19 protein-coding genes are annotated in these 26,274 nt (G+C 58.8%); 8 read left to right on the forward strand and 11 right to left on the reverse strand.

Annotation, left to right across the window (positions count from 1 at the left end; translation table 11 throughout):
* The first annotated feature begins 243 nt into the window (after nt 1-243).
* The 5 genes from ACZZ0A_RS10315 to ACZZ0A_RS10335 are packed head-to-tail and all read left to right on the forward strand — an operon-like array spanning nt 244 to nt 6,788.
* Nucleotides 244-3,735, forward strand: coding sequence for a response regulator (locus tag ACZZ0A_RS10315; RefSeq protein ID WP_007914954.1), 3,492 nt, complete (start codon nt 244-246; stop codon nt 3,733-3,735).
* Nucleotides 3,735-4,568: a CheR family methyltransferase gene (locus tag ACZZ0A_RS10320; RefSeq protein WP_007914952.1), complete on the forward strand. Its 834-nt coding sequence runs from the start codon at nt 3,735-3,737 to the stop codon at nt 4,566-4,568. Before ACZZ0A_RS10315 ends, ACZZ0A_RS10320 begins: the two co-directional genes overlap by 1 nt.
* Entirely contained in the window at nt 4,565-5,158 is a 594-nt protein-coding gene (locus ACZZ0A_RS10325; protein WP_007914949.1) for a chemotaxis protein CheB, read from the forward strand. Before ACZZ0A_RS10320 ends, ACZZ0A_RS10325 begins: the two co-directional genes overlap by 4 nt.
* Nucleotides 5,152-6,366, forward strand: coding sequence for a hybrid sensor histidine kinase/response regulator (locus ACZZ0A_RS10330; protein ID WP_463542982.1), 1,215 nt, complete (start codon nt 5,152-5,154; stop codon nt 6,364-6,366). The genes ACZZ0A_RS10325 and ACZZ0A_RS10330 overlap by 7 nt, the downstream gene beginning before the upstream one ends.
* 44 nt (nt 6,367-6,410) lie before the next feature.
* A complete protein-coding gene (locus ACZZ0A_RS10335) occupies nt 6,411-6,788 on the forward strand; it encodes a response regulator (RefSeq protein ID WP_007914945.1) in 378 nt (125 codons plus the stop codon).
* Nucleotides 6,789-6,890: 102 nt separating this feature from the next.
* Here ACZZ0A_RS10335 and ACZZ0A_RS10340 read toward each other — a convergent pair whose 3' ends face one another.
* The 3 genes from ACZZ0A_RS10340 to ACZZ0A_RS10350 all read right to left on the reverse strand — a co-directional run bounded on the left by ACZZ0A_RS10340 (nt 6,891) and on the right by ACZZ0A_RS10350 (nt 11,248).
* Nucleotides 6,891-8,561, reverse strand: a complete 1,671-nt coding sequence (locus ACZZ0A_RS10340; RefSeq protein WP_007914944.1) for an ATP-binding protein — start codon at nt 8,559-8,561, stop codon at nt 6,891-6,893.
* Nucleotides 8,558-10,060: an ATPase domain-containing protein gene (locus ACZZ0A_RS10345; RefSeq protein ID WP_007914943.1), complete on the reverse strand. Its 1,503-nt coding sequence runs from the start codon at nt 10,058-10,060 to the stop codon at nt 8,558-8,560. The genes ACZZ0A_RS10340 and ACZZ0A_RS10345 overlap by 4 nt, the downstream gene beginning before the upstream one ends.
* Nucleotides 10,061-10,192: 132 nt before the next feature.
* Entirely contained in the window at nt 10,193-11,248 is a 1,056-nt protein-coding gene (locus tag ACZZ0A_RS10350) for a tetratricopeptide repeat protein (RefSeq protein WP_463542983.1), read from the reverse strand.
* A gap of 171 nt (nt 11,249-11,419) precedes the next feature.
* Here ACZZ0A_RS10350 and ACZZ0A_RS10355 point away from each other — a divergent pair, with 171 nt between their 5' ends.
* The 3 genes from ACZZ0A_RS10355 to ACZZ0A_RS10365 are packed head-to-tail and all read left to right on the forward strand — an operon-like array spanning nt 11,420 to nt 14,694.
* Entirely contained in the window at nt 11,420-13,555 is a 2,136-nt protein-coding gene (locus ACZZ0A_RS10355; RefSeq protein ID WP_463542984.1) for an FUSC family protein, read from the forward strand.
* On the forward strand, nt 13,545-13,745 hold the full coding sequence (locus ACZZ0A_RS10360) for a DUF1656 domain-containing protein (protein ID WP_007914938.1): 201 nt from the start codon (nt 13,545-13,547) through the stop codon (nt 13,743-13,745). Before ACZZ0A_RS10355 ends, ACZZ0A_RS10360 begins: the two co-directional genes overlap by 11 nt.
* A gap of 4 nt (nt 13,746-13,749) precedes the next feature.
* Entirely contained in the window at nt 13,750-14,694 is a 945-nt protein-coding gene (locus tag ACZZ0A_RS10365; protein ID WP_463542985.1) for an HlyD family efflux transporter periplasmic adaptor subunit, read from the forward strand.
* A 195-nt stretch (nt 14,695-14,889) separates the two neighbouring features.
* On the opposite strand, the gene ACZZ0A_RS10370 is transcribed toward ACZZ0A_RS10365, so the two are convergent.
* From ACZZ0A_RS10370 to ACZZ0A_RS10405, 8 genes are all read right to left on the reverse strand, one after another.
* Nucleotides 14,890-16,311: an efflux transporter outer membrane subunit gene (locus tag ACZZ0A_RS10370; protein WP_007914935.1), complete on the reverse strand. Its 1,422-nt coding sequence runs from the start codon at nt 16,309-16,311 to the stop codon at nt 14,890-14,892.
* Nucleotides 16,308-19,487 carry an efflux RND transporter permease subunit gene (locus tag ACZZ0A_RS10375; RefSeq protein ID WP_463542986.1) on the reverse strand — a complete coding sequence of 1,060 codons (3,180 nt, stop codon included), beginning with the start codon at nt 19,485-19,487 and terminating at the stop codon, nt 16,308-16,310. Before ACZZ0A_RS10375 ends, ACZZ0A_RS10370 begins: the two co-directional genes overlap by 4 nt.
* A 15-nt stretch (nt 19,488-19,502) precedes the next feature.
* Nucleotides 19,503-20,756, reverse strand: coding sequence for a multidrug efflux RND transporter periplasmic adaptor subunit MexE (gene mexE, locus ACZZ0A_RS10380; protein ID WP_007914931.1), 1,254 nt, complete (start codon nt 20,754-20,756; stop codon nt 19,503-19,505).
* A gap of 272 nt (nt 20,757-21,028) precedes the next feature.
* Nucleotides 21,029-22,768, reverse strand: coding sequence for a dipeptidase (locus ACZZ0A_RS10385; RefSeq protein ID WP_463542987.1), 1,740 nt, complete (start codon nt 22,766-22,768; stop codon nt 21,029-21,031).
* 242 nt (nt 22,769-23,010) lie between these two features.
* Nucleotides 23,011-23,526, reverse strand: coding sequence for a hypothetical protein (locus ACZZ0A_RS10390; RefSeq protein ID WP_007914927.1), 516 nt, complete (start codon nt 23,524-23,526; stop codon nt 23,011-23,013).
* Nucleotides 23,523-24,257 carry an alpha/beta hydrolase family protein gene (locus ACZZ0A_RS10395; protein ID WP_007914925.1) on the reverse strand — a complete coding sequence of 245 codons (735 nt, stop codon included), beginning with the start codon at nt 24,255-24,257 and terminating at the stop codon, nt 23,523-23,525. The genes ACZZ0A_RS10390 and ACZZ0A_RS10395 overlap by 4 nt, the downstream gene beginning before the upstream one ends.
* 4 nt (nt 24,258-24,261) lie before the next feature.
* The gene (locus ACZZ0A_RS10400; RefSeq protein WP_007914923.1) at nt 24,262-24,759 is read right to left on the reverse strand and encodes a PAAR domain-containing protein; all 498 of its coding nucleotides are present in this window, start codon (nt 24,757-24,759) and stop codon (nt 24,262-24,264) included.
* A 337-nt stretch (nt 24,760-25,096) separates the two neighbouring features.
* Entirely contained in the window at nt 25,097-26,011 is a 915-nt protein-coding gene (locus ACZZ0A_RS10405) for a LysR family transcriptional regulator (RefSeq protein ID WP_007914920.1), read from the reverse strand.
* Nucleotides 26,012-26,274 lie beyond the last annotated feature (263 nt).

The raw sequence follows: 26,274 nt of genomic DNA on the forward strand, positions 1-26,274 counted from the left end.
GTTCAGGGTCGCCGGTCGATCAAAAGTGCCGGGCTTCTTCATCAGTAAGTGGCGCAGTGCCACAAGTTCCCCGCCCGACGCAAAAAAAGCATAGCCGCAGATGGGGGCGCAAGGATAACTGTTCAGGGGCATGAACATGCTGGTGAGCGTAGGAATTTGCTGCGAAAGGTGTGAGAAAAATGGATCCATGCCGCCGTTTTGGGGCAAACTGCCTGTTTTTCAACAGTTCGACAAGGCTGCCCCATGTCCTCTCCGTCTACGGTTGATGAGCAACGGTTTCGTAAACTCCTGAGTCGCAACATCAGTCTGCCCTTGGGCGTCGGTGTGCTCAGTGCCGTGTTCTTCGTGTCGCTGATTACTTATCTGCTGTCGGTGATCCAGTGGGTGGAGCACACCGACCGGGTGATCAATAACGCCAACGAAGCGGTGAAGCTCACCGTGGACCTGGAAACCGGCATGCGCGGTTTCTTGCTTAGCGGCGACGAGCATTTCCTTGACCCTTACGAAACTGCCAAACCGCGTATCGCGGTGGCGCTCAGTACTTTGCTCGATCTGACCGCCGATAACCCGGTGCAGACCGATCGCTTGCGTCGTTTGCAGGCCTTGCAGATCGAGTGGGCCAATTACGCACAATCGATGATCGATCTGCAGCGCTCCAGCGGCGATTACCGGGGCGCGGTCAAGGCTGGACGTGGCAAACGCCTGACGGACGAAATCCGCAAGCAATTTGAAGACGTCATCGAAACCGAACAGGTTCTGCGCACGACGCGCAATGAAGACGTGCGCCGCACCACGATCTGGAGCATCAGCCTCTACCTGATTTTCATCGCTGGTATCAGCGGCTTGCTGGCCTATATCGGCCGTCGTGATCTGGTCAATCTGTCGACCAACTACAGCGCCAACCTTGCCGCACAGCAAGCCAGTGCCGAACGTCTGGAGCAGCAGGCGTGGTTGCGCAATGGTCAGACCGAGCTGGCCGAGCAGGTGCTGGGGCAACTGACGCTGAACTTGCTGGGGCGCAATATTCTGCAGTTCTGCGCGCAATACCTGGGCACCGCCGTGGCCGCGCTGTACGTGCGTGAAGAACATGGCGGCCTCAAGCGGGTGGCCACTTACGGCTTCTCTCGCGAGCAGGAAGAACAAGATCAGTCGATTTACAGCGGCGAAGGCATTGTCGGCCAGGTGGCGCAACAGGCGCGGCTGATCCGTCTGGATTCGGTGCCGTCGGACTACTTCAAAGTCAGTTCTGGGCTGGGCGAGGGCTTGCCGCACAGTGTGCTGGTAGTGCCGACCAGCGATGACGACCGGGTCAATGGCGTGATCGAACTGGGTTTCCTGCGGCCGCTCACGGATCGCGATATCGAATTGCTGGAACTGATTGCCGGCAATATCGGCACCTCCATCGAAGCTGCGCGCTACCGTCAGCGCTTGCAGGAAGTGCTGGCCGAAACCCAGCAGCTCAACGAAGAGTTGCAGGTGCAGCAGGAAGAGTTGAAAACCGCCAACGAAGAACTGGAAGAGCAGTCGCGGATTCTCAAGGAATCCCAGGCGCATCTGGAAACCCAGCAGGTCGAACTGGAGCAGACCAACGAGCAACTCGCCGAGCAGGCCCAGACTCTGGCCGAACAGCGCGACGCCATGGACCTGAAGAACACCGAACTCAACCAGGCCCAGGTACAACTCGAAGAACGCGCCGAAGAATTGCAGCGCTCGAGCAAGTACAAATCCGAATTCCTCGCCAACATGTCCCACGAACTGCGCACACCGCTGAACAGTTCGCTGATTCTGGCCAAGCTGCTGGCGGAGAACCCGCAAGACAACCTCAGCGCCGAACAGGTCAAGTTTGCCGAATCGATCTACTCCGCCGGCAACGATCTGCTCAACCTGATCAACGATATTCTGGACATCTCCAAGGTCGAGGCGGGCAAGCTCGAAGTGATTCCGGAGAACACCAGCGTGGCGCGTCTGGCCGATGGTCTGCGCAGCGTGTTCGAACCTCTGGCGGCAGACAAGCAGCTGACCTTCAGTGTCGATTTGCAACCTGGCGCACCGGGCATGCTCTACACCGACCGTCAGCGTCTGGAGCAGGTGATCAAGAACCTGCTGTCCAACGCCGTGAAGTTCACCGAGAAGGGCGCAGTCAGCCTGACCATTGCCGGCCAGCCGGATGATCGCGTCGCGTTCATCGTGCGCGATTCGGGTATTGGCATTGCTGCCGATCAGCAGGAAAGCATTTTCGAAGCCTTCCGCCAGGCCGACGGCACCACTAACCGCAAGTACGGCGGCACCGGTCTGGGCCTGTCGATTTCGCGGGATCTGGCGACCTTGCTCGGCGGTTCGATCAGCGTCAGCAGTACGCCGGGGCAGGGCAGTGTGTTCACGCTGGTGTTGCCGCAGCAGTTCGACGAGACCAATGAAGTGCCGTTCGCTCCGTTGACCTTTACCCCGCCAGCGGCGGTGGCCAGCGTGCCACTGGCGCCGGTTGTTTCGCCGTTGACGCCGGTGCACATTCCGCGCTTCGCCGATGACCGTAACAAAGCGCCATTCGCCACGCGCTGCATTCTGGTGGTGGAAGACGAGCCGAACTTTGCGCATATCCTCTACGATCTGGCGCATGAGCTTGGCTATCAGTGCCTGGTGGCTCATGGCGCGGACGAGGGCTACGACCTGGCCAAAGAATTCGTCCCGGATGCCATCCTGCTCGACATGCGTCTGCCGGATCACTCCGGCCTCACCGTGCTGCAGCGTCTGAAGGAACACGCCGGAACCCGGCACATCCCGGTGCATGTGATTTCCGTCGAGGACCGCGTCGAAGCGGCGATGCACATGGGTGCGATCGGTTACGCGGTCAAACCGACCACCCGCGAAGAGCTCAAGGACGTGTTCGCCCGTCTTGAGGCCAAGCTGACCCAGAAGGTCAAACGCGTGCTGTTGGTCGAGGACGACGACTTGCAGCGCGAGAGCATTGCCCGACTGATCGGCGACGAAGACATCGAAATCACCGCCGTCGGCCTCGCGCAGGACGCGCTGGAGCTGCTGCGCACGACGATCTACGACTGCATGGTCATCGACCTGAAATTGCCGGACATGCTCGGCAATGACCTGCTCAAGCGCATGTCCACCGAGGACATCTGCTCGTTCCCGCCGGTCATCGTCTATACCGGACGCAACCTGACTCGCGATGAAGAGGCCGAACTGCGCAAGTACTCGCGCTCGATCATCATCAAGGGCGCACGCTCGCCAGAGCGTTTGCTGGATGAGGTCACACTCTTTCTGCACAAAGTCGAATCGCAGTTGTCCCATGAACGGCAGAAGATGCTCAAGACCGCGCGCAGCCGCGACAAGGTCTTCGAGGGTCGCAAGGTGCTGCTGGTGGACGACGATGTGCGCAACATTTTCGCCCTCACCAGTGCCCTGGAGACCAAAGGCGCAGTCGTGGTGATCGGCCGTAACGGTCGTGAGGCGATTGAAAGACTCAATGAAGTCGAGGATATCGATCTGGTGTTGATGGACGTGATGATGCCGGAAATGGATGGTTTCGAAGCCACCATTGAAATCCGCAAGGATCCGCGCTGGCGCAAGCTGCCGATCATCGCGGTGACGGCCAAGGCCATGAAAGACGATCAGGAGCGCTGCCTGCAGGCGGGCGCCAATGATTACCTGGCCAAGCCTATCGACCTGGATCGCTTGTTCTCGCTGATTCGCGTGTGGTTACCGAAGATGGAACGCATTTAGTGGAACGTAGTACGCCAGCTGAACGAAACAGTGAAATCGAACTGCGCTTGTTGATTGAGGCGATTTACCTCAAGTACAGCTACGATTTTCGCGATTACTCCGGCGCTTCAATCAAGCGCCGGGTGCAGCACGCGCTGAGCCAGTTCGAATGCGCGACCATTTCGGCGCTGCAGGAAAAAGTCCTGCACGATCCGACGGCGTTCATGCAGTTGCTGCAATTGCTGACGATTCCGGTCAGCGAGATGTTCCGCGATCCGTCGCACTTCCTCGCCATTCGCAGGGAAGTGGTGCCGTTGCTGCGCACCTATCCGTCGATCAAGATCTGGATTGCCGGGTGCAGCACGGGCGAGGAGGTCTATTCGATGGCGATTTTGTTGCGCGAAGAAGGCCTGCTCGATCGCACGATCATCTATGCCACCGATATCAACCCGCGCTCGCTGGACAAGGCCAAGCAGGGGATTTTCTCCATGGAGAATGTTCGTGCGTATACGGCCAACTATCAGCAGGCCGGTGGTCAGCGTTCGTTTGCCGACTACTACACGGCAGCGTACGGTTATGCGATTTTCGACAAGAGCCTGTGCGAGAACGTGACCTTCGCCGACCATAGTCTGGCGACGGACAGTGTGTTCTCCGAAACCCAATTGATTTCCTGTCGCAACGTACTGATTTACTTCAACAAGAAACTTCAGGACCGTGCCTTCGGTCTGTTTCATGAATCGCTGTGCCACCGCGGATTTCTGGTGCTGGGCAGCAAGGAAACGCTGGATTTCTCCGGTTACGCGAACCAGTTCGAACCGCTGGTCAAACAAGAACGGATCTACCGCAAAACATGAACGAGGCCGTGGATTTACCTCGCGTCGAGGCGATTGTGGTCGGGGCTTCCGCCGGCGGCGTCGAGGCGCTGCTGAGCCTGCTCGGACCGCTGCGCCGAGGCTATAGGTTGCCGATCGTTGTGGTCCTGCATCTGCCCGAAGAACGCCGCAGTCAATTGGCCGAAGTCTTCGCCCGCCGCGTGGACATGCCGGTGCACGAGGCTGCTGACAAGCAGGATATCGTTGCCGGCAATGTGTATTTCGCCACGCCGGGTTATCACCTGTCGGTGGAGCAGGATCGCAGCCTCTCGCTGAGCCTTGAGGAGCGCGTGCATTATTCCCGGCCATCGATCGACTATCTGTTTGAATCGGCGGCTGACGCCTACGGAGAGTCGCTGGCCGCCGTACTGCTCACCGGCGCCAATCACGATGGCGCGCGCGGGCTGGCGCAAGTCAAACGCCGCGGTGGCCTGACCATCGTTCAAGACCCCGAAGACGCGCAAGTCGCCACCATGCCCTTGGCTGCACTGAAGATTCAGCAGCCGGACCATGTCCTACCCATTCACGGCATCGGCCGTCTGCTTGTCGAGCTGGAACGAATCGCATGCTGAGTAATATCCAAGCCAAACTGCTGATCGTCGACGATCTGCCGGAGAACCTGCTGGCGCTCGAAGCGCTGATCAAGCGTGAAGACCGTACTGTCTACAAAGCCTTGTCGGCCGATGAAGCGCTGTCGCTGCTGCTGCAACACGAGTTCGCCATGGCCATCCTCGATGTGCAGATGCCGGGCATGAACGGCTTCGAGCTTGCCGAGTTGATGCGCGGCACCGAGAAAACCAAGAACATCCCGATCATTTTTGTCAGCGCTGCCGGCCGTGAACTCAATTACGCGTTCAAGGGCTACGAGAGCGGGGCAGTGGACTTTCTGCACAAGCCGCTGGATATCCACGCGGTGAAGAGCAAGGTCAACGTCTTCGTCGATCTGTACCGTCAGAGCAAGGCGATGAAGCAACAGCTCGAAGCGCTGGAGCAGGCCCGTCGCGAGCAGGAAGCACTGTTGCAACAACTGCAAAGCACCCAGCTGGAACTGGAGCAGGCGGTGCGCATGCGCGATGACTTCATGTCCATCGTCGCCCATGAAGTGCGCACGCCGCTTAATGGCCTGATCCTTGAAACCCAGCTGCGCAAGATGCACCTGGCCCGCGACAACGCTGCGGCGTTCACCCTCGACAAGATGCACGCCATGGTCGACCGCGATGAACGCCAGATCAAAAGCCTGATCCGCCTGATCGAAGACATGCTCGACGTGTCACGCATTCGCACCGGCAAATTGTCGATCCGACCGAGCCGTTTCGATCTGGTGCAACTGGTGAGCAACCTGCTGCAAAACTTCGCGGCACAGATCGAAGCTTCTGAAACCGAAGTGTCGTTCACCGCGCCTGTACCGGTGGAAGGCCATTGGGACGAGTTCCGCATCGAGCAGGTGGTGTCCAATCTGCTGACCAACGCCCTGCGTTACGGTGGTCGCAGCCCGATTCAGGTGCGGGTTTACCGTGAAGGTGATGAGGCGCGGGTCGAGGTGCAGGACCGTGGCATCGGCATCAGCCAAGAGAATCAGAAACGTATTTTCCAACAGTTCGAACGGGTTTCCGCCAAGACGGTAGTGGCCGGGCTCGGGCTGGGTCTGTTCATTTCCGAGCAGATCGTCGCCGCCCATGGCGGCTCCATCGTCGTCGAGAGTGAAATCAACGAAGGCGCCCTGTTTCGCGTTTGTCTGCCAATTCAGGAAAACGGCACATCCGACGCAACCTCTGATTGACCGTACGGTCGTATCAGCAGCTATTGACTGAACAAAGGCTTCCCATGAGCGTAGATGCACAAGATGTAGTACTCGTCGTCGAGGACGAACCGGTTATCTTGATGGTCCTGACGGATTACTTGTCAGGGCAGGGGTATCGCGTGTTGCAGGCGGAAAACGGCGAGCAGGCGTTCGAGATTCTTGCGCGCAAGCCACATCTGGACATGTTGATCACCGATTTCCGTTTGCCGGGCGGGATCTCCGGCGTGCAGATCGCTGAACCGGCCGTCAAATTGCGCCCGGACCTGAAGGTGATTTTCATCAGCGGCTATCCGCAGGAAATCCGCGAAACCGGCAGCCCGATCACACGCAAGGCGCCGATCCTGGAAAAACCATTCGACCTGGATGTGTTGCAGGAAAAGATTCAGGAATTGCTCGCGTAAAGCCCTGTAGGAGCTGCCGAAGGCTGCGATCTTTTGATGTTGATGATCAAGAACAAGATCAAAAGATCGCAGCCTTCGGCAGCTCCTACAGTTTCAGCGGTTTCAGCTTTCGATCATCTCCCGCACTTTGGCGGTCAACAGGTCGAAAGTGAACGGTTTGGTGATCATCTGCATCCCCGAATCGAGGAACCCGCCACGCACTGCGGCGTGCTCGGCGTAGCCGGTGATAAACAGAACCTTCAGCCCCGGACGATATTGGCGGCCGACTTCTGCCAGCTGCCGGCCGTTCATGCCCGGCAGGCCGACATCGCTGATCAGCAGATCGATACGCTGCGTCGAATTCAGAATCGGCACGGCGCTGTCAGCATCCCAGGCTTCGACAAAGGCATAGCCCAACTCACCGAGCACCGCGCAGACCAGCACGCGCACTGCCGGGTCGTCCTCGACGATCAGCACGGTTTCGCCGTCCAGCGCATTCGGGGCTTGTTGAATAGCCGAGTCTGGACTGGACAGTTCTTCACCGCGAAAGCGCGGCAGATAAAGTTTTACCGTGGTGCCTTCATCGATCTCGCTGTGAATCGAGACATGGCCACGGGACTGCTTGCTGAACCCGTAGATCATCGACAGGCCCAGCCCGGTGCCCTGACCAATCGGTTTGGTGGTGAAAAAAGGATCGAACGCACGGTTGATGACACTTTGCGGCATGCCGCTGCCGTTGTCGGTGACACTGAGCATCACGTAATCACCGGGTTCGAGATTGCTGTAGGCCTCGGTGAATTCGCGCTTGAGTACCTGATTACTGGTCTCGACCACCAGTTTGCCGCCGTCGGGCATGGCGTCGCGGGCATTAATGACCAGGTTGAGCAGGGCACTTTCCAGTTGATTGGGGTCGGCCTCTGCGACCCACAACTTGTCGTTGAGGCGCATGTCCAGTTGAATGCTTTCGTTGAGGCTGCGTTGCAGCAGTTCACCCATGGACAGCACCAGGGTGTTCATCTGCACAGCTTTTGAATCGAGTGATTGCCGACGCGAAAATGCCAGCAGGCGGTGGGTCAGACTGGCGGCACGGTTGGCCGAAGTCACGCCCAGATCGATCAGGCTGTCGAGGTCGTCCAGACGTCCACGGGCCAGGCGCCGACGTAACAACTCCAGGCTGCCGATGATGCCAGTCAGCATGTTGTTGAAGTCGTGGGCGATACCGCCAGTGAGTTGGCCGACCGCTTCCATTTTCTGCGATTGGCGCAGGGCTTCTTCATTGTGCCGCAGTTGTGCGGTGCGCTCTTCGACCTGTTGTTCAAGGGTTTCCAGGGTCGATTGCAGACGTCGTTCGCTTTCACTGAGGTCAACCAGCCGGTCGCGGGCCTCGTACTGTCGTCGTCGGCCGCGCAATGCGGCGGACACCATACTGACCAGTGTCGCGGGATGGAACGGTCGCTCAAGGAATGTCACGTTGCCCAACAGATCGCTCAACCGCGAGGAGGGGCCTTGTTCCTGGCCGCCGTGATGGGTCAACAGCACAATGGGCAGATCCGACCACGCCGGCTGCTGCTCCAGGTGCAGGAACAGCGCTTCCAGTTCCGGTCCGCGCAAGGCTTCGGCGGCGACCAGCACCAGACCGGCACCCTGTTCAAGCTCCGTGCACAGCGAATCCAGACCTGGCGTGACGAGTCCGCTGTAGCCGGCCTCGTTGAGGATCATCAGCGCAATCTGGCTGTCGCGACCCACCGGCGCCAGAATCAGCGCCCGTTCGGCCAGCGGCACCTGAACCGTCACAAGTGTTCTTCCTGCAACAGCGGATTACTCGCGCCGAGGTAGGTGGGGACGCCTCGCAGCACGCCTTGAAAGGCTTCAAGCGGTTCACCGATGGTCATGCCTTGCGTGGAAATGCGGTATTCACGAATGGTCGATTCGTGGCTGCCGGTGCGTTTCTTGATGATCGAGATCGCGCGGCGGACTTTGCCCAGTGCTTCGAAGTAGCGCAACAGAATCACCGTGTCAGCCAGATAAGTAATGTCGACCGGCGCTTGCATGTCGCCGACCAGACCATGCTGGGCGACCGTCATGAACGTCGCCGCGCCTTTGCGGTTCAGGTACAGCAACAACTCGTGCATGTGCAGCACCAGCGCGTTTTCTTCCGGCATTGCCGCCTGATAGCCGTTGATGCTGTCGATGACCACGGTTTTGATTTGACCTTCATCGACGCAGCGTCGCACGCGATGGGAGAACTCACCTGGCGACAGTTCAGCGGCGTCGACTTGTTCGATCAACAGATTGCCGGTGGCCTGCAAGGCTTTCAGGTCGATGCCGATGTTTTTCATCCGCTCAAACAGCAGGCCGAGTTCTTCATCGAAGATAAACAGCGCGGCTTTTTCCCCGCGTAGTACGGCAGCGGCAGCGAAGATCATCGAGATCAGCGATTTACCGGTACCGGCAGGGCCGAGAATCAGCGTACTGGAGCCGGTCTCGATGCCGCCGCCGAGGAGCGCGTCCATTTCCGGGATGCCGCTCGAGAGTTGCAATCGCGCGTACTCGCCGCGATGTTCGGCCGCCACCAGTCGTGGGAATACATGCACGCCATCGCCCATGATGGTGAAGTCATGGAAACCACCGCGATACTTCTGGCCGCGGTACTTGACCACCCGCACGCGTCGGCGCTCGGCGCCGTAGTTAGGTGTCAGCTCTTCGAGGCGAATGACCCCGTGAGCAACGCTGTGCACAGTCTTGTCGAGCGACTCGGTGGTCAGGTCGTCAAGCAGCAATACGGTGGCGTTGTAGCGCACGAAGTAATGCTTGATCGCCAGAATCTGTCGGCGATAACGCAACGAACTCTGCGCCAGCAAACGGATCTCCGACAGGCTGTCGAGCACCACGCGCGTCGGCTTGAAGCGTTCGACTGCTTCGAAAATCTGCTTGGTGGCTTCGCCTAGTTCCAGGTCGGAGGAATACAACAGGCTCTGCTGATGCTCGGCATTGAGCAGGCTTTCCGGGGGCGTCAGCTCGAAGATCTTGATGTTGTCATCCAGCGTCCAGCCGTGGGACGACGCCCCTTGCCTTAGTTCGCGCTCGGTTTCCGAGAGCGTGATGTACAACGAGCGTTCGCCGGCTTTCGCGCCGGCCAGGAGAAAATGCAAAGCGACCGTGGTTTTGCCGGTACCGGGTTCACCCTCCAGCAAGAAAACATGACCGCGAGACAAACCACCGGCCAGGATGTCGTCCAGACCCACAATGCCGGTAGCGGCTTTCGCACTGATCAACTCGTTAGAAGTAGACAAAAAATGCCCTCTCATGACTAAGGGAAGCGAGGCCGCCAACAGAATCACGCGGCCTGATTAACTTGACCCTTTGGCGTGATGGCAGTTCCGAAATTCCTTGCGAGATGTGTCGAAAGAGCTGTCGAAAGTGGGTCAGAGGCCTTGCTGCAAGGCCGGGTCATCCGGGTTGAGTTGTTCCAGTTGCGCCAACAGAATCTGCACATTCTGCAGTTGACCGCTTTCTTTCCAGTAGTTGATCAACAAGACCCGCGCCTTGCGGTCAGCGGGGTGGCGCTGGACGATTTCCTGCAATTGCTTTTGTGCCGCTTCCAGTTCTTCGGCGCTGTGCAGGGTGGTGGCGAGGTCGTAGCGGTAATCCTTGTTGTCTGGCTCAAGTTCGACGGCTTTGGACAAGCCGAGCAGGGCGTATTCGCGCTGATCGTGGTGTAACAGCCAAAGACCCAGAGCATGTTGCAGGTAAGCAGAATCGGGTTGCGCTTTGAGTTGTTGCCCCAGCAATTGCCGGGCGGCGTCGGTCTGGCCCTGGCGGTCGAGGACATCGATCTGCATCACCAGCGCCTGCAGATTGCCGGGCTCCAGGCGCAGGGTGTTATCGAGCGCGACCTGCGCCTCCTTGAGTTCGGCGTTGTGTAGATGCAGCCGAGCGATTTGCGCGTAGTTGGCGGCGCTTTCCGGTTGCGCCTTGAGCGTTTGTTCCCAGCCGTCGATTGCTTGTTGCAGCGGTGCGAAGTACAGACCCAGTTCATCCGGGGTCAAGCCGAGCAGAGCGTTGATGGCGGCAAAGCGCACGGTTCGATCTTCATCATCGAGCATTGGCCCGAGCAACAGGCTGCGTTGCCCGCCTGGCACCAGCCCCACCACGCTTTTGATCGCCGCCAGCCGCACGGCTGGGGATTCGTTTTGCAGGTCGGTGTCGGCCAGCTTCAACGCCTGTGGACTCGGATAGTTAGGCAGCTCGCCATGCAGCCACACGCGGCGCTTGACCGAGATGTCCGGACGGCCCAGCTGTTGATATAGCTGACGCGCCGCGCCCGGTTGACCCTTGCGGGCGGCATCCAGCGCTTCGCTATAGCCGTGTTTGATCGCATCGGGTATGACCGGCACGGTGCTGCGCACGGACAACCACGCGACAATGACGACAAGCACAAGGCCCAGGCTGATAAGCAGGTAGCGGCGCGACTGAGGCATGCAGGTTTCCGAAACAGGCGTTCTTGAGCAGAACGGCAAGCTTCGGTCAGCGCGGGCCACGAGTCAAACCCTGTGCATGCGAATCGCCCTACAAGCTGCGTCGACTCAGTTACCCGTCAGGCTTTCGATGCAGTGTCTACGCTTGCAGAAGTCGCTTCGATGAGTGTGCCCATGCAAGCCCTGTTCAATTATTTCAAGGCCGTGATCCATCCCGGTCAGGCCGTCCTGCTGTTTGCCCTGCGAACTATTGCGGCGGGGTTGCTGACGCTGTATCTGGCGTTCCTGTTCGATCTCGACCAGCCCAAGTGGTCGATCATGGCGGTAGTCATCGTCAGCCAGCCGTTGGCCGGGATGGCACTGGCGCGCAGTTTCGGTCAGGTGATCGGTACGACCCTCGGGGCGGCGGTGGCGGTGTTGATCATGGCGATCTTTCCCCAGGCACCGCTGCCATTCATTACCACTCTGGCCCTATGGCTGGCGCTGTGCACGGCGGGCGGTACGTTGCTGCGCTACACCAGCTCTCAAGCATTTGTGCTCAGTGGTTACACTGCCGTGGTGGTGGCGTTACTGGCGATTCCGGATCAGGACGGTACGTTTTTACTGGCGGTTACCCGCGTGACTGAAACCTTGCTGGCCGTGGCGTGCGTGTGTGTCGTCAGCCTGCTGACAGCGCGCCCGCAAGCGGTGGCCAAGGGTTATTTCGCCAAAGTCGATCAAGTGATCAAACTGGCCGCCAGCCACGCAGCGGCGGTGCTTCGCACGGAAGAAAGCGAGGCCGATTTCCAGCGCCGGCAAATGCAACTGCTGGGGGAGATCAGCGCACTTGAAGGCTTGCGGCGACACTTGTATTTCGATGCACCACGATTGCGCAGCGCCAACCATCTGGTGCTGCTGTTGGGCAATCAACTGATGCTGTTGACCTCGCGATTGACCGCGCTGCGCCATCAACGCGAACTGCTCACCGAACGTTGGGAGGGGGAGCTGCCGCTGGATATCCAGCGACTGCGTGCGGACGAACTGGCGCTCCTCGATCAGTTGGCGGAGCAGGGGCGATCATTGCCCGAGCCCACACGTCACCGGTTTATCACGCTGCAGCATCAGTTCGAGGCGCTCGCTTATCAGGCCGAACAACTGACTGAAGACATGAGTGCCACGCTACGTTCGCTGGCCTGGGCGCTGCGCTGGGAACAGGCGCGGCTGTTGCAGCAACTGGAGCAAATCCTCGAATTGAGCGATGCCATCCAGGAAGGGCGCGAGGCCAGTTGCCTCTATCGCGGTCAGGTCAGCCCGTTGCATCTGGACTTCACCCTGGCGTCGATGAACGCGATTCGCGCTTTCACTGCGTTGCTGGTGGCCGGGTTGATCTGGATCGAAACCGCGTGGGACGGTGCGCGGGGCGGGATGATTCTGGTGGGAATCCTCTGTTCGCTGATGGCTACTTTCCCGCGTCCACTGATGGCCGCGCAAAGTTACGCCCGAGGCTTGGGGCTCGCGCTGGTGGTCTCGGCGTTCTATCAATTCATGCTGGTGCCGGCGATCAGTGATTTCGAACTGTTGGCATTGGCGTTGGCGCCGCTGCTGTATGTGATCGCAATCGGCCTGGCCAGCCCGGCCACGGCAGGAATCGGCATGGGCCTGGGATTGTCGAGCTTTCTCATGCTTGGCCCACAGAATGTCGGTACCGGGCAGAACACGGCGATTCAATGGTTCGAATTCGCCGGCGCCTACGTCAGTGCAGCCATGCTCGCCCTGATCGTTTACGCGTGGATTTTCCCGTTTCGCCCGGCGTGGCGCCTTCGTCGCTTGTACAACGAAGCGCGCGAGCAGGTGTATGCGCTAACCAAAACCCCCGCGACCGATGAACAACAGTTCGCCTTCGAAAGCCGCATGGTCGATCGTCTGACCAGCATGCTCGGCCTGCTGCCGGCGGTGAACAGCCGCGCGATGCAGCAACTTTACGAAATCAGCCTGGCGTGTGTTGCGCTGGGTGTGGCGATGCATCAACTGCGTCAGCAGGCACACAACAATGCGCTGCTGACAGACACCTTCAATCAGCGTCTTGCTTCGGCCGTGCGCAAAACCGGGCGTTTTGTCGCCGGGCGTCAGGATGTGCAATTGGCGCCACTGCTGACCACGCTGCACACACTGGGCGACGAACTGGATGAATTGCACGTCGCCAGTCATGAGCATGTGTGGTCGTTGTTTCGCATGCGCGTGGCCCTGTTGATCGTCGTGTCATTCCTGCAGCGCCACGGTGACGCCATCCAGCAATCTGTCCCGGAAGGAGAAGCAGCCCTTGCCCATTGATTTCGAGATTGGCGGTGTCTACCTGCCGCCCATTGCCCAGGCGCTATTGTTGGCCATACCGATATTCATGCTGCTCGACTGGGGATTGCGGCGTCTGGGTGTGCTGCGCCTGGTCTGGCATGAAGCGCTGTTCGAAGGCGCCCTATATGCCTGCGTCTGTGCCACGCTGATTTTGCTGATGGGAGCCTGATGCCTTGAAAGTGTTATTCACGCGATTGATCACGTTGGCGGTGGTGTTGCTGGCGATCGTGCTCGGCTGGTTCGCCTGGGAGCATTACACCCGCGCACCGTGGACTCGCGATGCCCGGGTGAGGGCGGATGTGGTGACGCTGTCGGCGGATGTCTCGGGGCGCATTGTCAGGCTGGCGGTGCAGGACAACCAGCATGTCGACAAGGGGCAACTGTTGATGGAGATCGACCCGGCGCGTTACAGGTTGGCGGTGGAGCATTCGCGACGTTCAGTGGAAGTGGCCAAGGCGACGCTGGGCCAGTCGCAAGCGGCGATCGTTGCCAGTGAAGCCTTGCTCAAACAGCGGCAAAGCGAAGAGCGTAGGCGGCGTACGCTCAAGCAGGGTTTTGCGATTTCCGGGGAAGAGTGGGAGAAATCCAGTACCGATGTAGCGGTGGCCCAGGCCGATCTTTTACGTAATCAGGCCAATCTCGGCCTGGCCGAAGCCAATGTGCAGTTGGCGATTGCCGCGATGACTCAGGCCGAACTGGACTTGCAGCGCACCCGCGTCGAGTCACCGGTCAGTGGCTATGTCACTAACCTGCTGACTCGCGAAGGTGACTACGCAGTGAGTGGCGGCGCGTTGTTGGCGCTGGTCGACAGTGATTCGTTCTACATCAGCGGTTATTTCGAAGAAACCAAACTGCCGCGAATCGGTGAGGGCGCTCGGGTGCGGGTGCAATTGATGAGTGGGGAGACCTTCGGCGGTACGGTGCAGAGCATTGCCTTCGCCATTGCCGACAGGGAGAACGCGCCGGGCAGTCGGCTGCTGGCGAACATCAACCCGAGTTACACCTGGGTGAAACTGGCGCAGCGGGTGCCGGTACGGATCGAAATCGATGGCGACTACGCCGGCAAAAACCATTTGCGTGCGGGCACCACAGCGACCGTCACCGTGCTGGAAAACTGATCCCTGTAGGTGCTGCCGCAGGCTGCGATCTTTTGATCTGCTCCTTTAAAGCAAAGTCGAAAGATCGCAGTCTGCGGCAGCTCTTACAGAAGAGGGTGTGATTTTCGAGGCATAAAAAAGCCCCGCGACCGAATGATACGCGGGGCAAAAAATTTGGTTGGTTGCGGCCAACCAAAGGAGCTCTTTAACAATCGATTACTTGCTGGCAACAGTCTCCGGTTGCCAGCCGCCGCCAAGGGCCTTGTAGATCGCGACAATGCCGCGATACAGGTCAACTTCGGCCTGGGCCTGACTGTCTTCGGCGTTCAACCGTTCACGTTGAGCGTCGAGCAGCACGAGGAAGTCAGTCGTGCCTTCGCGATAGCGAATTTCAGCCAGGTCGGCAGCCTTGCGGCTCGATTCGCTCTGACGGATCAGCGAGATCAGGCGTTGCTGGCGTTTGCCGTAATCGCTGAAAGCGTTTTCCGACTCTTCCAGGGCCAGCAGCACTTGTTGCTCGTAAGTCGCCAGTGCGCCTTCGGCTTCAGCATCGGCGCCACGCAAACGGGCGCGTACGCTGCCAAGGTCGAACGCCGCCCACGTGATGCTCGGGCCGAGTGCCCAGGCGTTGGCCGCCGAGGAACCGATCTGCGAACCACGCCCGGCCGTCCAGCCGAGGAAGCCGCTAAGGCTGACCCGAGGGAACAGATCGGCTTTCGCCACGCCGATACGCGCCGTGGCCGAAGCCAGATTGCGTTCAGCGCTGAGAATGTCCGGCCGACGCTGCAGCAGTTCGCCCGGATCTCCGATCGGCAAGGCCTTGGCAATCGCCGGCAAGTCTTTCGGGCTCAGATCGACGGTCAGCTTGTCCGGACGCTCACCGAGCAGGGTGGCGATGCGGTTCTTCTGCCGAACCTGTTCCGCCTGCAACTGCGGCACGGTGGCTTCAACGTTGGCCAGACGCGCATCGGCGCGCTCGACATCGAGCTGATCACCGACACCGGCGTCTCGCAGGCTGATGGTGATCTTGCGCGACTCCACCTGATTGTTCAGGTTGGCCACGGCGATCTTTTCGCGCAGCTGGGCACCGCGCAGTTGACCGTAAGCATCGACCAGTTCGGCAATCATGGTGACTTGCAGTTGATACAGATCGGCTTCGGCCGCTTGCTGGTCGGCGTTGCTGGCTTCCAGATTGCGCTGGATGCGGCCAAACAGGTCCAGCTCCCAGGCCATGTCCAGACCGAGGTCATAGCGTTCGCTATTGACCCGGTCGGTGGTCTGGCCAGGGATTTGCCCCTTGGCCAGATCACTGCTGGCGCGGCTGGTGATGGTCGGCATCGCATCGTTGCTGGCGTCGTCGCGGATCGCCCGGGCGGCTTTCCAGCGGGCGAACGCCACGCGCAGTTCACGGTTGCCTTGCAGCGATTGGGTCACCAACTGGTTGAGGGTCGGATCGTCGAATTGCTGCCACCAGATGCCTTCGAATTTCGAGCGGTCGAAGTTCTTTTGCCCGGCGGCGCCGTCGGTGACGGCCGTGATGTTGGCCGCCTCCGTGGCTGGGGTCTTGTAGTCGGGGCCGACGGCGCAGGCACTGAGGGCCAGCACCAGCAGACTCGGCAGGAAGACTTTCAGACTCATTGTTGCGCCTCCAGTTTCAGAGCTTTGGCCGCTTTGCGGGCTTCACCGCGTTCGACAAAGTTACGGATCAGTACGTAGAACACAGGTGTCAGCAACAGACCGAAGAAGGTCACCCCGAGCATCCCGGAGAACACTGCCACACCCATGGCGTGACGCATCTCGGCACCGGCACCGCTGGAAAACACCAGCGGCACCACACCCATGATGAACGCGAAGGAAGTCATCAGGATCGGCCGCAGACGCAGACGGCAGGCTTCCAGTACCGCAGCGAGCGGGTCGAGGCCTTCTTCCTGTTTGTCCTTGGCAAACTCGACGATCAGAATCGCGTTCTTACAGGCAAGTCCGACCAGTACGATCAAACCGATCTGGGTGAAGATGTTGTTGTCACCCCCCGAGATGATCACGCCGGTGATGGCCGACAGCAGGGTCATCGGTACGATCAGGATTACCGCCAATGGCAGGCTCCAGCTTTCGTATTGAGCGGCGAGTACCAGGAACGCCAGCAGTACGCAGAGCGGGAACACGAACAACGCGGTGTTGCCGGACAGAATCTGCTGGTAGGTCAGGTCGGTCCACTCGTAGGTCATGCCGTTCGGCAGTTCATCTTTCAGCAGTTTCTCGATGGCTTTCTCGGCTTGGCCGGAGCTGTAACCGGGAGCTGCCGCACCGTTGATTTCTGCGGTGATGAAGCCGTTGTAGTGCATCACGCGATCCGGGCCCGAGGTGTCGCTGACCTTGATGAAGGTCGCCAGCGGGATCATTTCGCCTTTGTTGTTGCGCACTTTCAGCTGACCGATCTGATCGGATTCGAGGCGGAACTGTTGTTCGGCCTGAACGTTGACCTGATAGGTGCGCCCAAAACGGTTGAAGTCGTTGGCATACAGCGAGCCCAGGTAGATCTGCAGGGTGTCGAAGATGTCGCTGACGGCCACGCCGTGGGTCTTGGCTTTTTCACGGTCGATGGCGGCATCGACCTGTGGCACGTTCACCGTGTAGCTAGTGAACAGGCCCGCCAGTTCCGGCACGCTGTGGCTCTTGTTGATGATGTTCATGGTTTCTTTGTACAGCTCGTCGTAGCCCAGGTTGCCCCGGTCTTCGATTTGCAGACGGAAACCACCAATGGTGCCCAGACCTTGTACCGGCGGTGGCGGGAAGATCGCCATGTACGCCTCTTGAATGTTCGCATATTGGCCGTTCAAGGCACCGGCAATTGCACCGGCGGACATGCTCGGGTCTTTACGCTCGTCGAACGGTTTCAGCGTCACGAAGACGATGCCGGCGTTCGGGCTGTTGGTGAAACCGTTGATCGACAGACCCGGGAACGCAACGGCGCTTTCCACGCCTGGCTGTTTCAGCGCCAGATCAGACATGCGCTTGATCACGTCTTCGGTGCGATCCAGGCTCGAAGCATCCGGCAGTTGTGCGAAGGCCACCAGGTATTGCTTGTCCTGGCCGGGTACGAAACCGGTCGGCGTGCTGGAGAAACCGAAGAAGGTCAGGACCATCAGACCGGCGTAGAGCAGAAGGGCGATGCCGCTGCTGCGGATAACCCGGCCCACCGTACCGACGTAGCCATGGCTGGCGCGGTCGAAGAAGCGGTTGAACGGACGGAACAGCCAACCACCGAAGATCTTGTCGAGCACTTTGGAGAAGCGGTCTTTCGGTGCGTCGTGGCTTTTCAGCAACACAGCGGCCAGTGCTGGCGAGAGGGTCAGCGAGTTGAACGCCGAGATCACGGTCGAGATGGCGATGGTCAGTGCAAACTGTTTGTAGAACTGCCCGGTGAGACCGGAGATGAAGGCCGCCGGAATGAACACCGCACACAGCACCAGAGCCGTGGCAACGATCGGGCCGGTCACTTCACGCATGGCGCGCTTGGTGGCTTCGACCGGATTCAATCCGAGCTCGATATTGCGCTCGACGTTCTCCACCACCACGATGGCGTCGTCCACCACGATACCGATGGCCAGCACCAGGCCGAACAGCGAGAGCGCATTGAGCGAGAAGCCGAACAGGTGCATCACCGCAAACGTACCGATCAACGATACCGGCACCGCCACCAACGGAATGATCGAGGCGCGCCAGGTTTGCAGGAACAGGATCACCACCAGTACCACGAGAATCAGTGCTTCGAAGAGGGTGTGAACCACCGCCTCGATCGAGCCGCGCACAAAGATCGTCGGGTCATAGACGATGCTGTAGTCCATGCCTTGCGGGAAGCCTTTCTTCAACTCGTCCATTTTCGCCCGAACGTCGTTCGAGATGTCGATGGCATTGGAGCCTGGACGCTGGAAGATCGGGATGGCTACCGCCGGCTGATTGTCCAGCAACGAGCGCAGGGCGTATTGACTGGAACCGAGTTCAACGCGAGCGATGTCTTTGAGACGAGTGATTTCACCGTCGTCGCCTGCACGAATGATGATGTTCTCGAACTCTTCCTCGCTGACCAGACGGCCCTGCGTGTTGACCGACAGCTGGAAGCTCTGGGCATTCGGGGCAGGGGGCGCACCCAATTGACCGGCCGCGACCTGGCGGTTTTGCTCACGAATCGCGGTGACCACATCCGTTGCGGTCAGATTGCGCGAAGCGGTCTTGTTCGGATCGAGCCAGACCCGCAGCGAGTAATCGCCCATACCAAACAACTGCACATCACCAACACCGTTCAGACGAGCGAGCTCATCCTTGATGTTGAGGATCGCGTAGTTGGACAGGTAGAGCATGTCGTAGCGCTTGTCCGGGGAGGTCAAGTGCACAACCATGGTCAGGTCGGGCGAGGCCTTGTCGACGGTGATACCGATGCGCGTCACTTCCTCGGGAAGCTTCGGTTCGGTACGGGTCACCCGGTTTTGCACCTGCACCTGCGCATTGTCCAGGTCAGTGCCCAGAGCGAAGGTGATGGTCAGGGTGATCTTGCCGTCGGCGGTCGACTGCGAGGACATGTACAGCATGTTCTCGACGCCGGTGATGGCCTGCTCCAGCGGAGCGGCCACGGTTTCACCGATGACTTTAGGGTTGGCGCCCGGGAAGTTGGCACGTACCACCACGGTCGGTGGCACGACTTCCGGGTATTCGCTGATCGGTAGCTGGAACAGCGAGATCGCACCGGCGATCAGGATCAACAGCGACAGCACCGCTGCGAAGATCGGCCGTGAAATGAAGAATTGGGAAAAATTCATCGGAGTTGTCGTCCCTTAACCGCGTGGGGTCGTAGCAGCCAGCTTCACAACCGAACCGGACGCACCTTTGGCAGGGGCGACTTTGGGCAGGTTGCTGGCTTCCAGCGCTTGACGTTGTTGAGCGAGTGCCGCGATGGTCTGTTCGCTGGCCATTGGCACCACTTCAGGAGTGACCGGTGAGCCAGGGCGAACCCGTTGCAGACCCTTGACGATGATCGTGTCGTCCTTGTTCAGGCCGTTACGGACGATGCGCAGGCCTTCGATTTTCGGACCCAGTTCGACGGCGCGGTACGCGGTTTTGTTGTCCGCATCCATCACCAGCACGAACTTCTTGCCGAGGTCGGTACCGACCGCTTCGTCGTTGATCAGCATGGCGTTGTAGGTACCGCTGCCGACCAGTTTCAGGCGTGCGTACAGGCCTGGGGTGTAGGTGCCGTCGCGGTTGTCGAACACCGCGCGACCACGAATGGTGCCGGTTTTCGGGTTGACCTGGTTGTCGACGAAGTTCATCTGGCCGAGGTGCGGGTTGCCGTCTTCGTTGGACAGGCCCATGTACACCGGAGTGGTGGCACCGCGCTGACCGTTACGGGCGAGTTGGGTGTATTTGAGGAACACGCGCTCGTCGGCGTCGAAGTAGGCGTAGACACGGTCGGTGGAAACCACGCTGGTCAGTGGCGTGGTGTCGGCGGTTACCAGATTACCTGCGGTAATTTCGGCACGGCTGACGCGGCCACTGATCGGCGCGGTCACGCGGGTGAAGCTGAGGTTCAGTTTGGCCAGATCCAGTTGCGCTTGCAGGGCACCGACGGCGGCGCGGGCTTCCTGTGCAGCGCTGGTGCGCGAGTCGGCCAGTTCGGCGGAAATGGCGTTGCTGGCGCGCAGACGCTCACCACGTCCGGCTTCGTTTTCACTGCGGGTGGCGTTGGCGCGGGACTGGGCGACCAATGCTTCGAGGCGGCGCACCTCAGCCTGGAACGGACGCGGGTCGATCTGGAACAGCAGGTCGCCTTTCTTGACCAGTGCGCCTTCGGTGAAAGCCACCTCGTCAATCTGGCCGGAGACCCGTGGACGGATTTCAACGGTTTCTGGCGCTTCGAGGCGCCCGGTGAATTCGTCCCACTCGTTGACCGGTTGTTCGATCACCTTGGCCACGCTGACTTTCGCAGCGGGCATAGTGGCGGCAGTCTCCGGAGTCTTGCCGCAGGCGCTCATCACCAGTACGGCCAACATGGCCAACGGGAAGCGCAAATGTTTGAGTGACTGTTCCATGGATGCATCCGCCAATGTATTGAAGATGGGCGGATGATGCTCGGCGGGGTGTGATGGCACGAATCGAATGAAGCAAAGGTAACTATCATTCGGAATGATATAAGACCCGAACGAGCCCTCTAGCATGCACCTTTCGTTAGGTGGCTATCAATCTCTCTGACGGCAATTCTCTGTTGCCTGACCTGCAAAAGTCAGGAGCGAGGCTGCGCGGCGGGGATTACGCGGGGATTAAAAATGCCGAACCCGCCATGGCGGCGGGTTCGGCAATGTGATCAGAGTTTCGGCAACTGGCCGATGCGTCCGATCATTTCCGTCACGATCTGCAGATCCAGCTGGAATTGCTCCACGGTCTTGAACTCGCCATCAGTGTGACCGGTGTACTTCACATTTGGCATGGCCAAACCGAATTGCACGCCATTCGGCAGTTCATGCACCGAAGTGGCGCCGGCGGAAGTGCCGAACTCGTGTTTCATGCCGAGGTTTTCTGTCGAAACCGCCAACAGTGCCTTGACCCATTCGCCCTCAGGATTGCGGTACATCGGCTCGGCAATCGAGTAGTCGAACGCAACCGCTACGTGGGATTTCTTGCTCCACGCCGCCAGTTTCTCAGCGATTTCAGCCTTGAGCTTCTCCGGCGACTTGCCCTTCGGCACGCGCAGGTTGACCGCGAGTTTGAAGGCTTTGTCATCCATTCCGACGTAGGTCAACGACGTTGTCAGCGGCCCCATGAAAGCATCGGAGAAACCGACCCCCAGCTTGTTACCGAGGTAATCCAGACCCCAGTTGTCGGCGGCGTAACGCGCGGCATCGGTGATGTGGTTTTGCTTGAACGCGACTTTGCCATCAAGGCTATTGATAAAGACCAGCATCCGCGCGACCGGGTTGACCCCGGACTCTGGCTCGGAGGAGTGCGCAGATACGCCAGTCACGGTCAGCTTGACGTCTTTGCCATCAACCTTGGCATTCACCTGGAAATCGCCGCCATTACGCTTGGCAAACTCGTCACCGGCCTTCTGCAGACTGGCGGCCAGCTCCGCAGGCTTGTCGGTGACCAGGGTGACGACAGACGCTGATGGAATCTGGTTGGTCGCCAGGCCACCGGTCATCGAGATGATTTCCGCACCTTTGCCTGCACCTTTGCGCTTGGCAAAGTTGGCCATGACGGTGCCGTAGCCTTTCTCGGCAATCACCACCGGGTAACCGCCGTCCAGCGCCAGGTTGTAGTTCGGTGTCGGATTGCGTTCGAAGTAGTAGGGAATCGCGTCGCCCGTGGTTTCTTCAGTGGTGTCGACCAACAGCTTGAAGTTGCGCACCAGCGGCAGCTTTTCTTCCTTGATGACTTTCATGGCATACAGCGTAACCACGATGCCGTTCTTGTCATCCTCGGTGCCACGACCGTACATGCGGTCGCCGATCAGAGTGATCTTGAACGGGTCGAGGCGGGTGCCATCCTTGAGCACCCAGTTTTCCGGTGTCACCGGTACCACGTCAGCGTGCGCATGAATGCCAACCACTTCGTCGCCGCTACCGTCGAGAGAGATCTCGTAGACACGATTGTCGATGTTGCGGAATTTCAGATTGAACGACTCGGCAAGGCTCTGAATCTTCGCCGCGATCTTAGTGAATTCCGGGTTGTCGTGCTGTTCGACGCCGTCCTTGCGATAAGTCGGGATCTCGACCAGTTCGCGCAGGGTTTCGGTGGCGGCGGCGCTGTATTTCGCGCGCGTGTAGATACCCAGCAGACGATAGATTTCGTTCTGCTGCTCGGCGGTCAGGGTCTTGTTATCAAGGTACGCGCCAATCGCCGAGCCAATGTCGGCGGTTTTCGCCAGATCGCTCTTGCCCAGATTACCGATGAACTGGCGGAAATCAGTGGCTTTGTCGGCGCTGTAGGTCTTGAGGATTTCAGCGCTCTGTTGTGGGGTGATATTGGCTTGCGCGGGCGCAGTGAACACGGCAAGGCCGGCCAACATCAACGTGGTGGCAGCCAGTTTTTTGAAAGGGACATTCATTACGAAGGGCATTCCTTTGCAGGGCAGTGAGTTAGGCGTGTCTCAAGGTTGAGACACATACGCTTACAACCTAACACCGTGTCAGAGCCTTGCGGGAGTCCTGAAAGGGGATGTGTCGCACAAAAATGCAAAAGAGACGCACAAATGAAAAAGCCCGGGGAAGGTTTCCGGGCTTTTTTATGGGTGCTCGCCTGACAACCAGTGCGTCTCCAAATCCTTGCGCCAGGTTCAGCAAAGCGCGGCTATCTGAAGATCTGTTCAATCATGATCCTGGAGGGGATGAATAACGTATTAGTGTAATAGGCCTCATACCCATAGGCGGTTATGCGAACTTTGCACGGGATGGAAGTTTGCGACGTCAGCAACGGTTTGATGGCGTCGTAGTCATTCAAGTCGCGTTGCGTACCATCCGGATTGGTGTAGTAGAAGATCAGGTCGGAGGAAAACTTGTAATTGGGCCTGGCTTGACCGCTTGCGTTCACTCGCCCTTCGGCTTTTACCGCGATTGAATGCTCGGATGAGAACTCCATGTCGCGATTGAGAGAGCAGATCAGGGTAGGGTTGAGCTGGTTGGAGTTTTCGTAATCATTGAAAGCGTTCTGCAAATCCACAGTGGAGTTGAAGTGGGCCGTGAACAGATTGGCGGGGCCGAGCTCAAACGACGATAGCGTGAGGTCGGCGGGGGGAATGCTCGCCGTTTTTACGCAGCCGGTGAAGAGTAGAACGCCCAGGTATATGACCGCGCGGAAGCTGTTCATTGGCCGAAAATACCGTTGATTGAGTCAAAAATCAGATCGCAGGCGGACTTCGTCCCTTGCACAGGTTCTATAAACATCCAGTCAGCAGATGCATGGTGCCTATCAATGGTCTTGTTGATGGTCGGACCAGACTCGATCATCCAACGCTCCCCGAATTCTGCGACACCGTCAGATTGGTCAGGTGTACTGGCGTTGGCCCGGATGTTGATCCATGTTTCAGCGACAGGCGTTGGCTCCGAAAAATAGATATCGGAACCCAGCCATACCAGGAATCCTTCACCCACTGGATCGAGTGTCACCAGATATTTGATGGTGTAACCGGCTTCGGAAAGGATCTGTGACAGATGTGCGCCGTTCCATCCGCCGAGGCTGTGGCCGACGATGTAAACCGGGCAGGATTTGCTGGGAATGTTGTCGATGAAGTGAGTCTGGATATCGCCGGAACCCCTTGCATCCTTATAACTTTTAGGGAACCCCGTGTATTTCGCCGGCAGCTTGGCGCTGCCGGCAATTTTGCCGTCGAGCTGTTTTTTTGCGTCGTCGATATTGTGGAACGCGCCTTGAAAATAATATTTCTCTTGGTCGGCAGCCCCACCAATGAAAAAAACGATCGCCTTCTTTACGGGAACGGGAGCCGTCTTTACCGACTGATCCTTCACGAGTGTTAACGTCGGCGTGACGGCCAGACTCGCGGTATTTCCATTGGGAAGCTGGATTTGCTCTGCCGGCATGTTTTCAATCTTCCAGAAATAGTTTGAAGGTTTCTGCCACGTGTGAACTCACGACGTGCGTGAACCCCAGCGAATCACTGGTGCCGTACTCGAAACTGCCGTCCGCGCGCTGAATCGCGTAGGCATGATTAGGCATGGGCTCACCCGTGCTTTCGTCGATCAATTTGATCTTGTCGCTGAAGTGCACCGGCATCGGCAGCAGACCGCTGAAAGGTGCCGAGACGAAGGTGTCGCCGATGATGACTGTTCCGGAACCGCCCACAACGATGTTGCCGTGTCCGCCCGTGCTGTCGATCGTCGCAGCATTCAAACCATTGATGAAAACGGTCGAGCTGACGCCTCCCGTGATCGGACTGCCACAAGCGGATTTGTCGGTCATCCGGGCGGCAGCAAGCCCGTCAAAGTTCACATTGGGCGAGCCACTGGCAATGGGATTCGTGCCATGTCCCGGAAGAGGGCAGCTAGTGGGGTCCGTGAGGCGTGCAGCAGGTTTTCCGCTCATGCGAAGTTCCGTTTCAAGAGGTCAGATCGGGCAGCTGTGATGGATAGCCGTAGCGTAGAGCGCCAAGGCTGTCCGTTGGATCGGCAGCCTTAAGCGGTCGTAGAATCGGGAATGGCGAAGGTGTGGTGGCAGTTCTGCGAGACATTGACCCCATGTGCATCCGGACGGATGCGAGTGTTCGCCTTCAATCACACCGGTGGTGTTTGAAGACGCGAGGGGCACAAGCGCTTGCATACGTGAAGTACGCATCAAATTTTACCGTCCCTGGAAATTTCGTTGCGAAGAATGCCGCAAGCTACGCTTGCGTTCAATAATATTCAGAACTGCCAGCGCTGATTCAGAGACTATCCGGATCCCCAAAAAACATCTGAATCCGCGACCGCAACCACCGCTCACCCGGATCATTATCCTGCGACCCACGCCAAGCCATATGCAGCTCAAACGTACGCGTCGGCAACGGCGGGTCCTCCGCGCGAACACCGCCGGCAGCCGTCAATGCTTCCGCGGTGTAATCGGGCACGGTCGCCACGATGTCAGTGCCTGCCAACAACGTACTCAAGCCATTGAACTGCGGAACAGCCAGCACCACATGGCGCTTGCGGCCCAGCTTCTCCAGCTCTTCATCAATAAAGCCACTGAGGTCACCGGCAAACGACACCAGCGCATGCGGACGCGCGCAATAGTCGTCCAGGCTCAACGGCCCCGGCACGGTATCGGCACGCAGCAATTTTGGCGCGCTGCGACGCAGGACCTTGCGCTTGGCGTTGGCCGGCAGGTCCGTGGTGTAGCTGACGCCAATGGATATCTCGCCGGAAGCCAGCAGGCCCGGCATCAATATGTAATTGACGCGACGAATCACCAACACGATTCCCGGGGATTCGGCGCGCAGGCGTTTGAGCAGCATTGGCAGCAGGGCGAATTCGACGTCATCCGATAAACCGATACGGAATACCGACGTGCTGGTCGCCGGGTCGAATTCGGCCGCACGGCTGACGGCGGTCGAAATCGAATCGAGGGCCGGCGAGAGCAGGGCGAAGATTTCCACCGCGCGGGCGGACGGTTCCATGCTGCGCCCGGTGCGTACAAACAGCGGGTCATCGAACAGGCTGCGCAGGCGCGAGAGCGCCGCACTGATTGCCGGTTGACCGAGAAAGAGCTTTTCTGCCGCCCGGGTCACACTGCGTTCGTGCATCAATGTTTCGAATACGATCAACAGGTTCAGGTCGACACGACGCAGGTCATTACGATTCATCTGGAGTCCTGGCAGAGTCATCAAGCTTGACGAGAGCGGCCATATGAGAACAATGGCCGGCATGAATCTTACGGGGAAAGGCTGGTACTCTGCACCGGAAAATTCAGCTTGAATGAGACGGTGGCAGCAGTTTTTCATGGATTTTGCCACTGCCGCCCCTGTTGCGGAATCAATGACAGGCATGTCGACTATTAATAGCCACTGATAGTCTTGGGTCAAAAGCCCAGATAGAGTTCATGGCATTAGAGGTTACTTTGACGAGG

This window comes from Pseudomonas sp. AC242, from assembly GCF_979258655.1.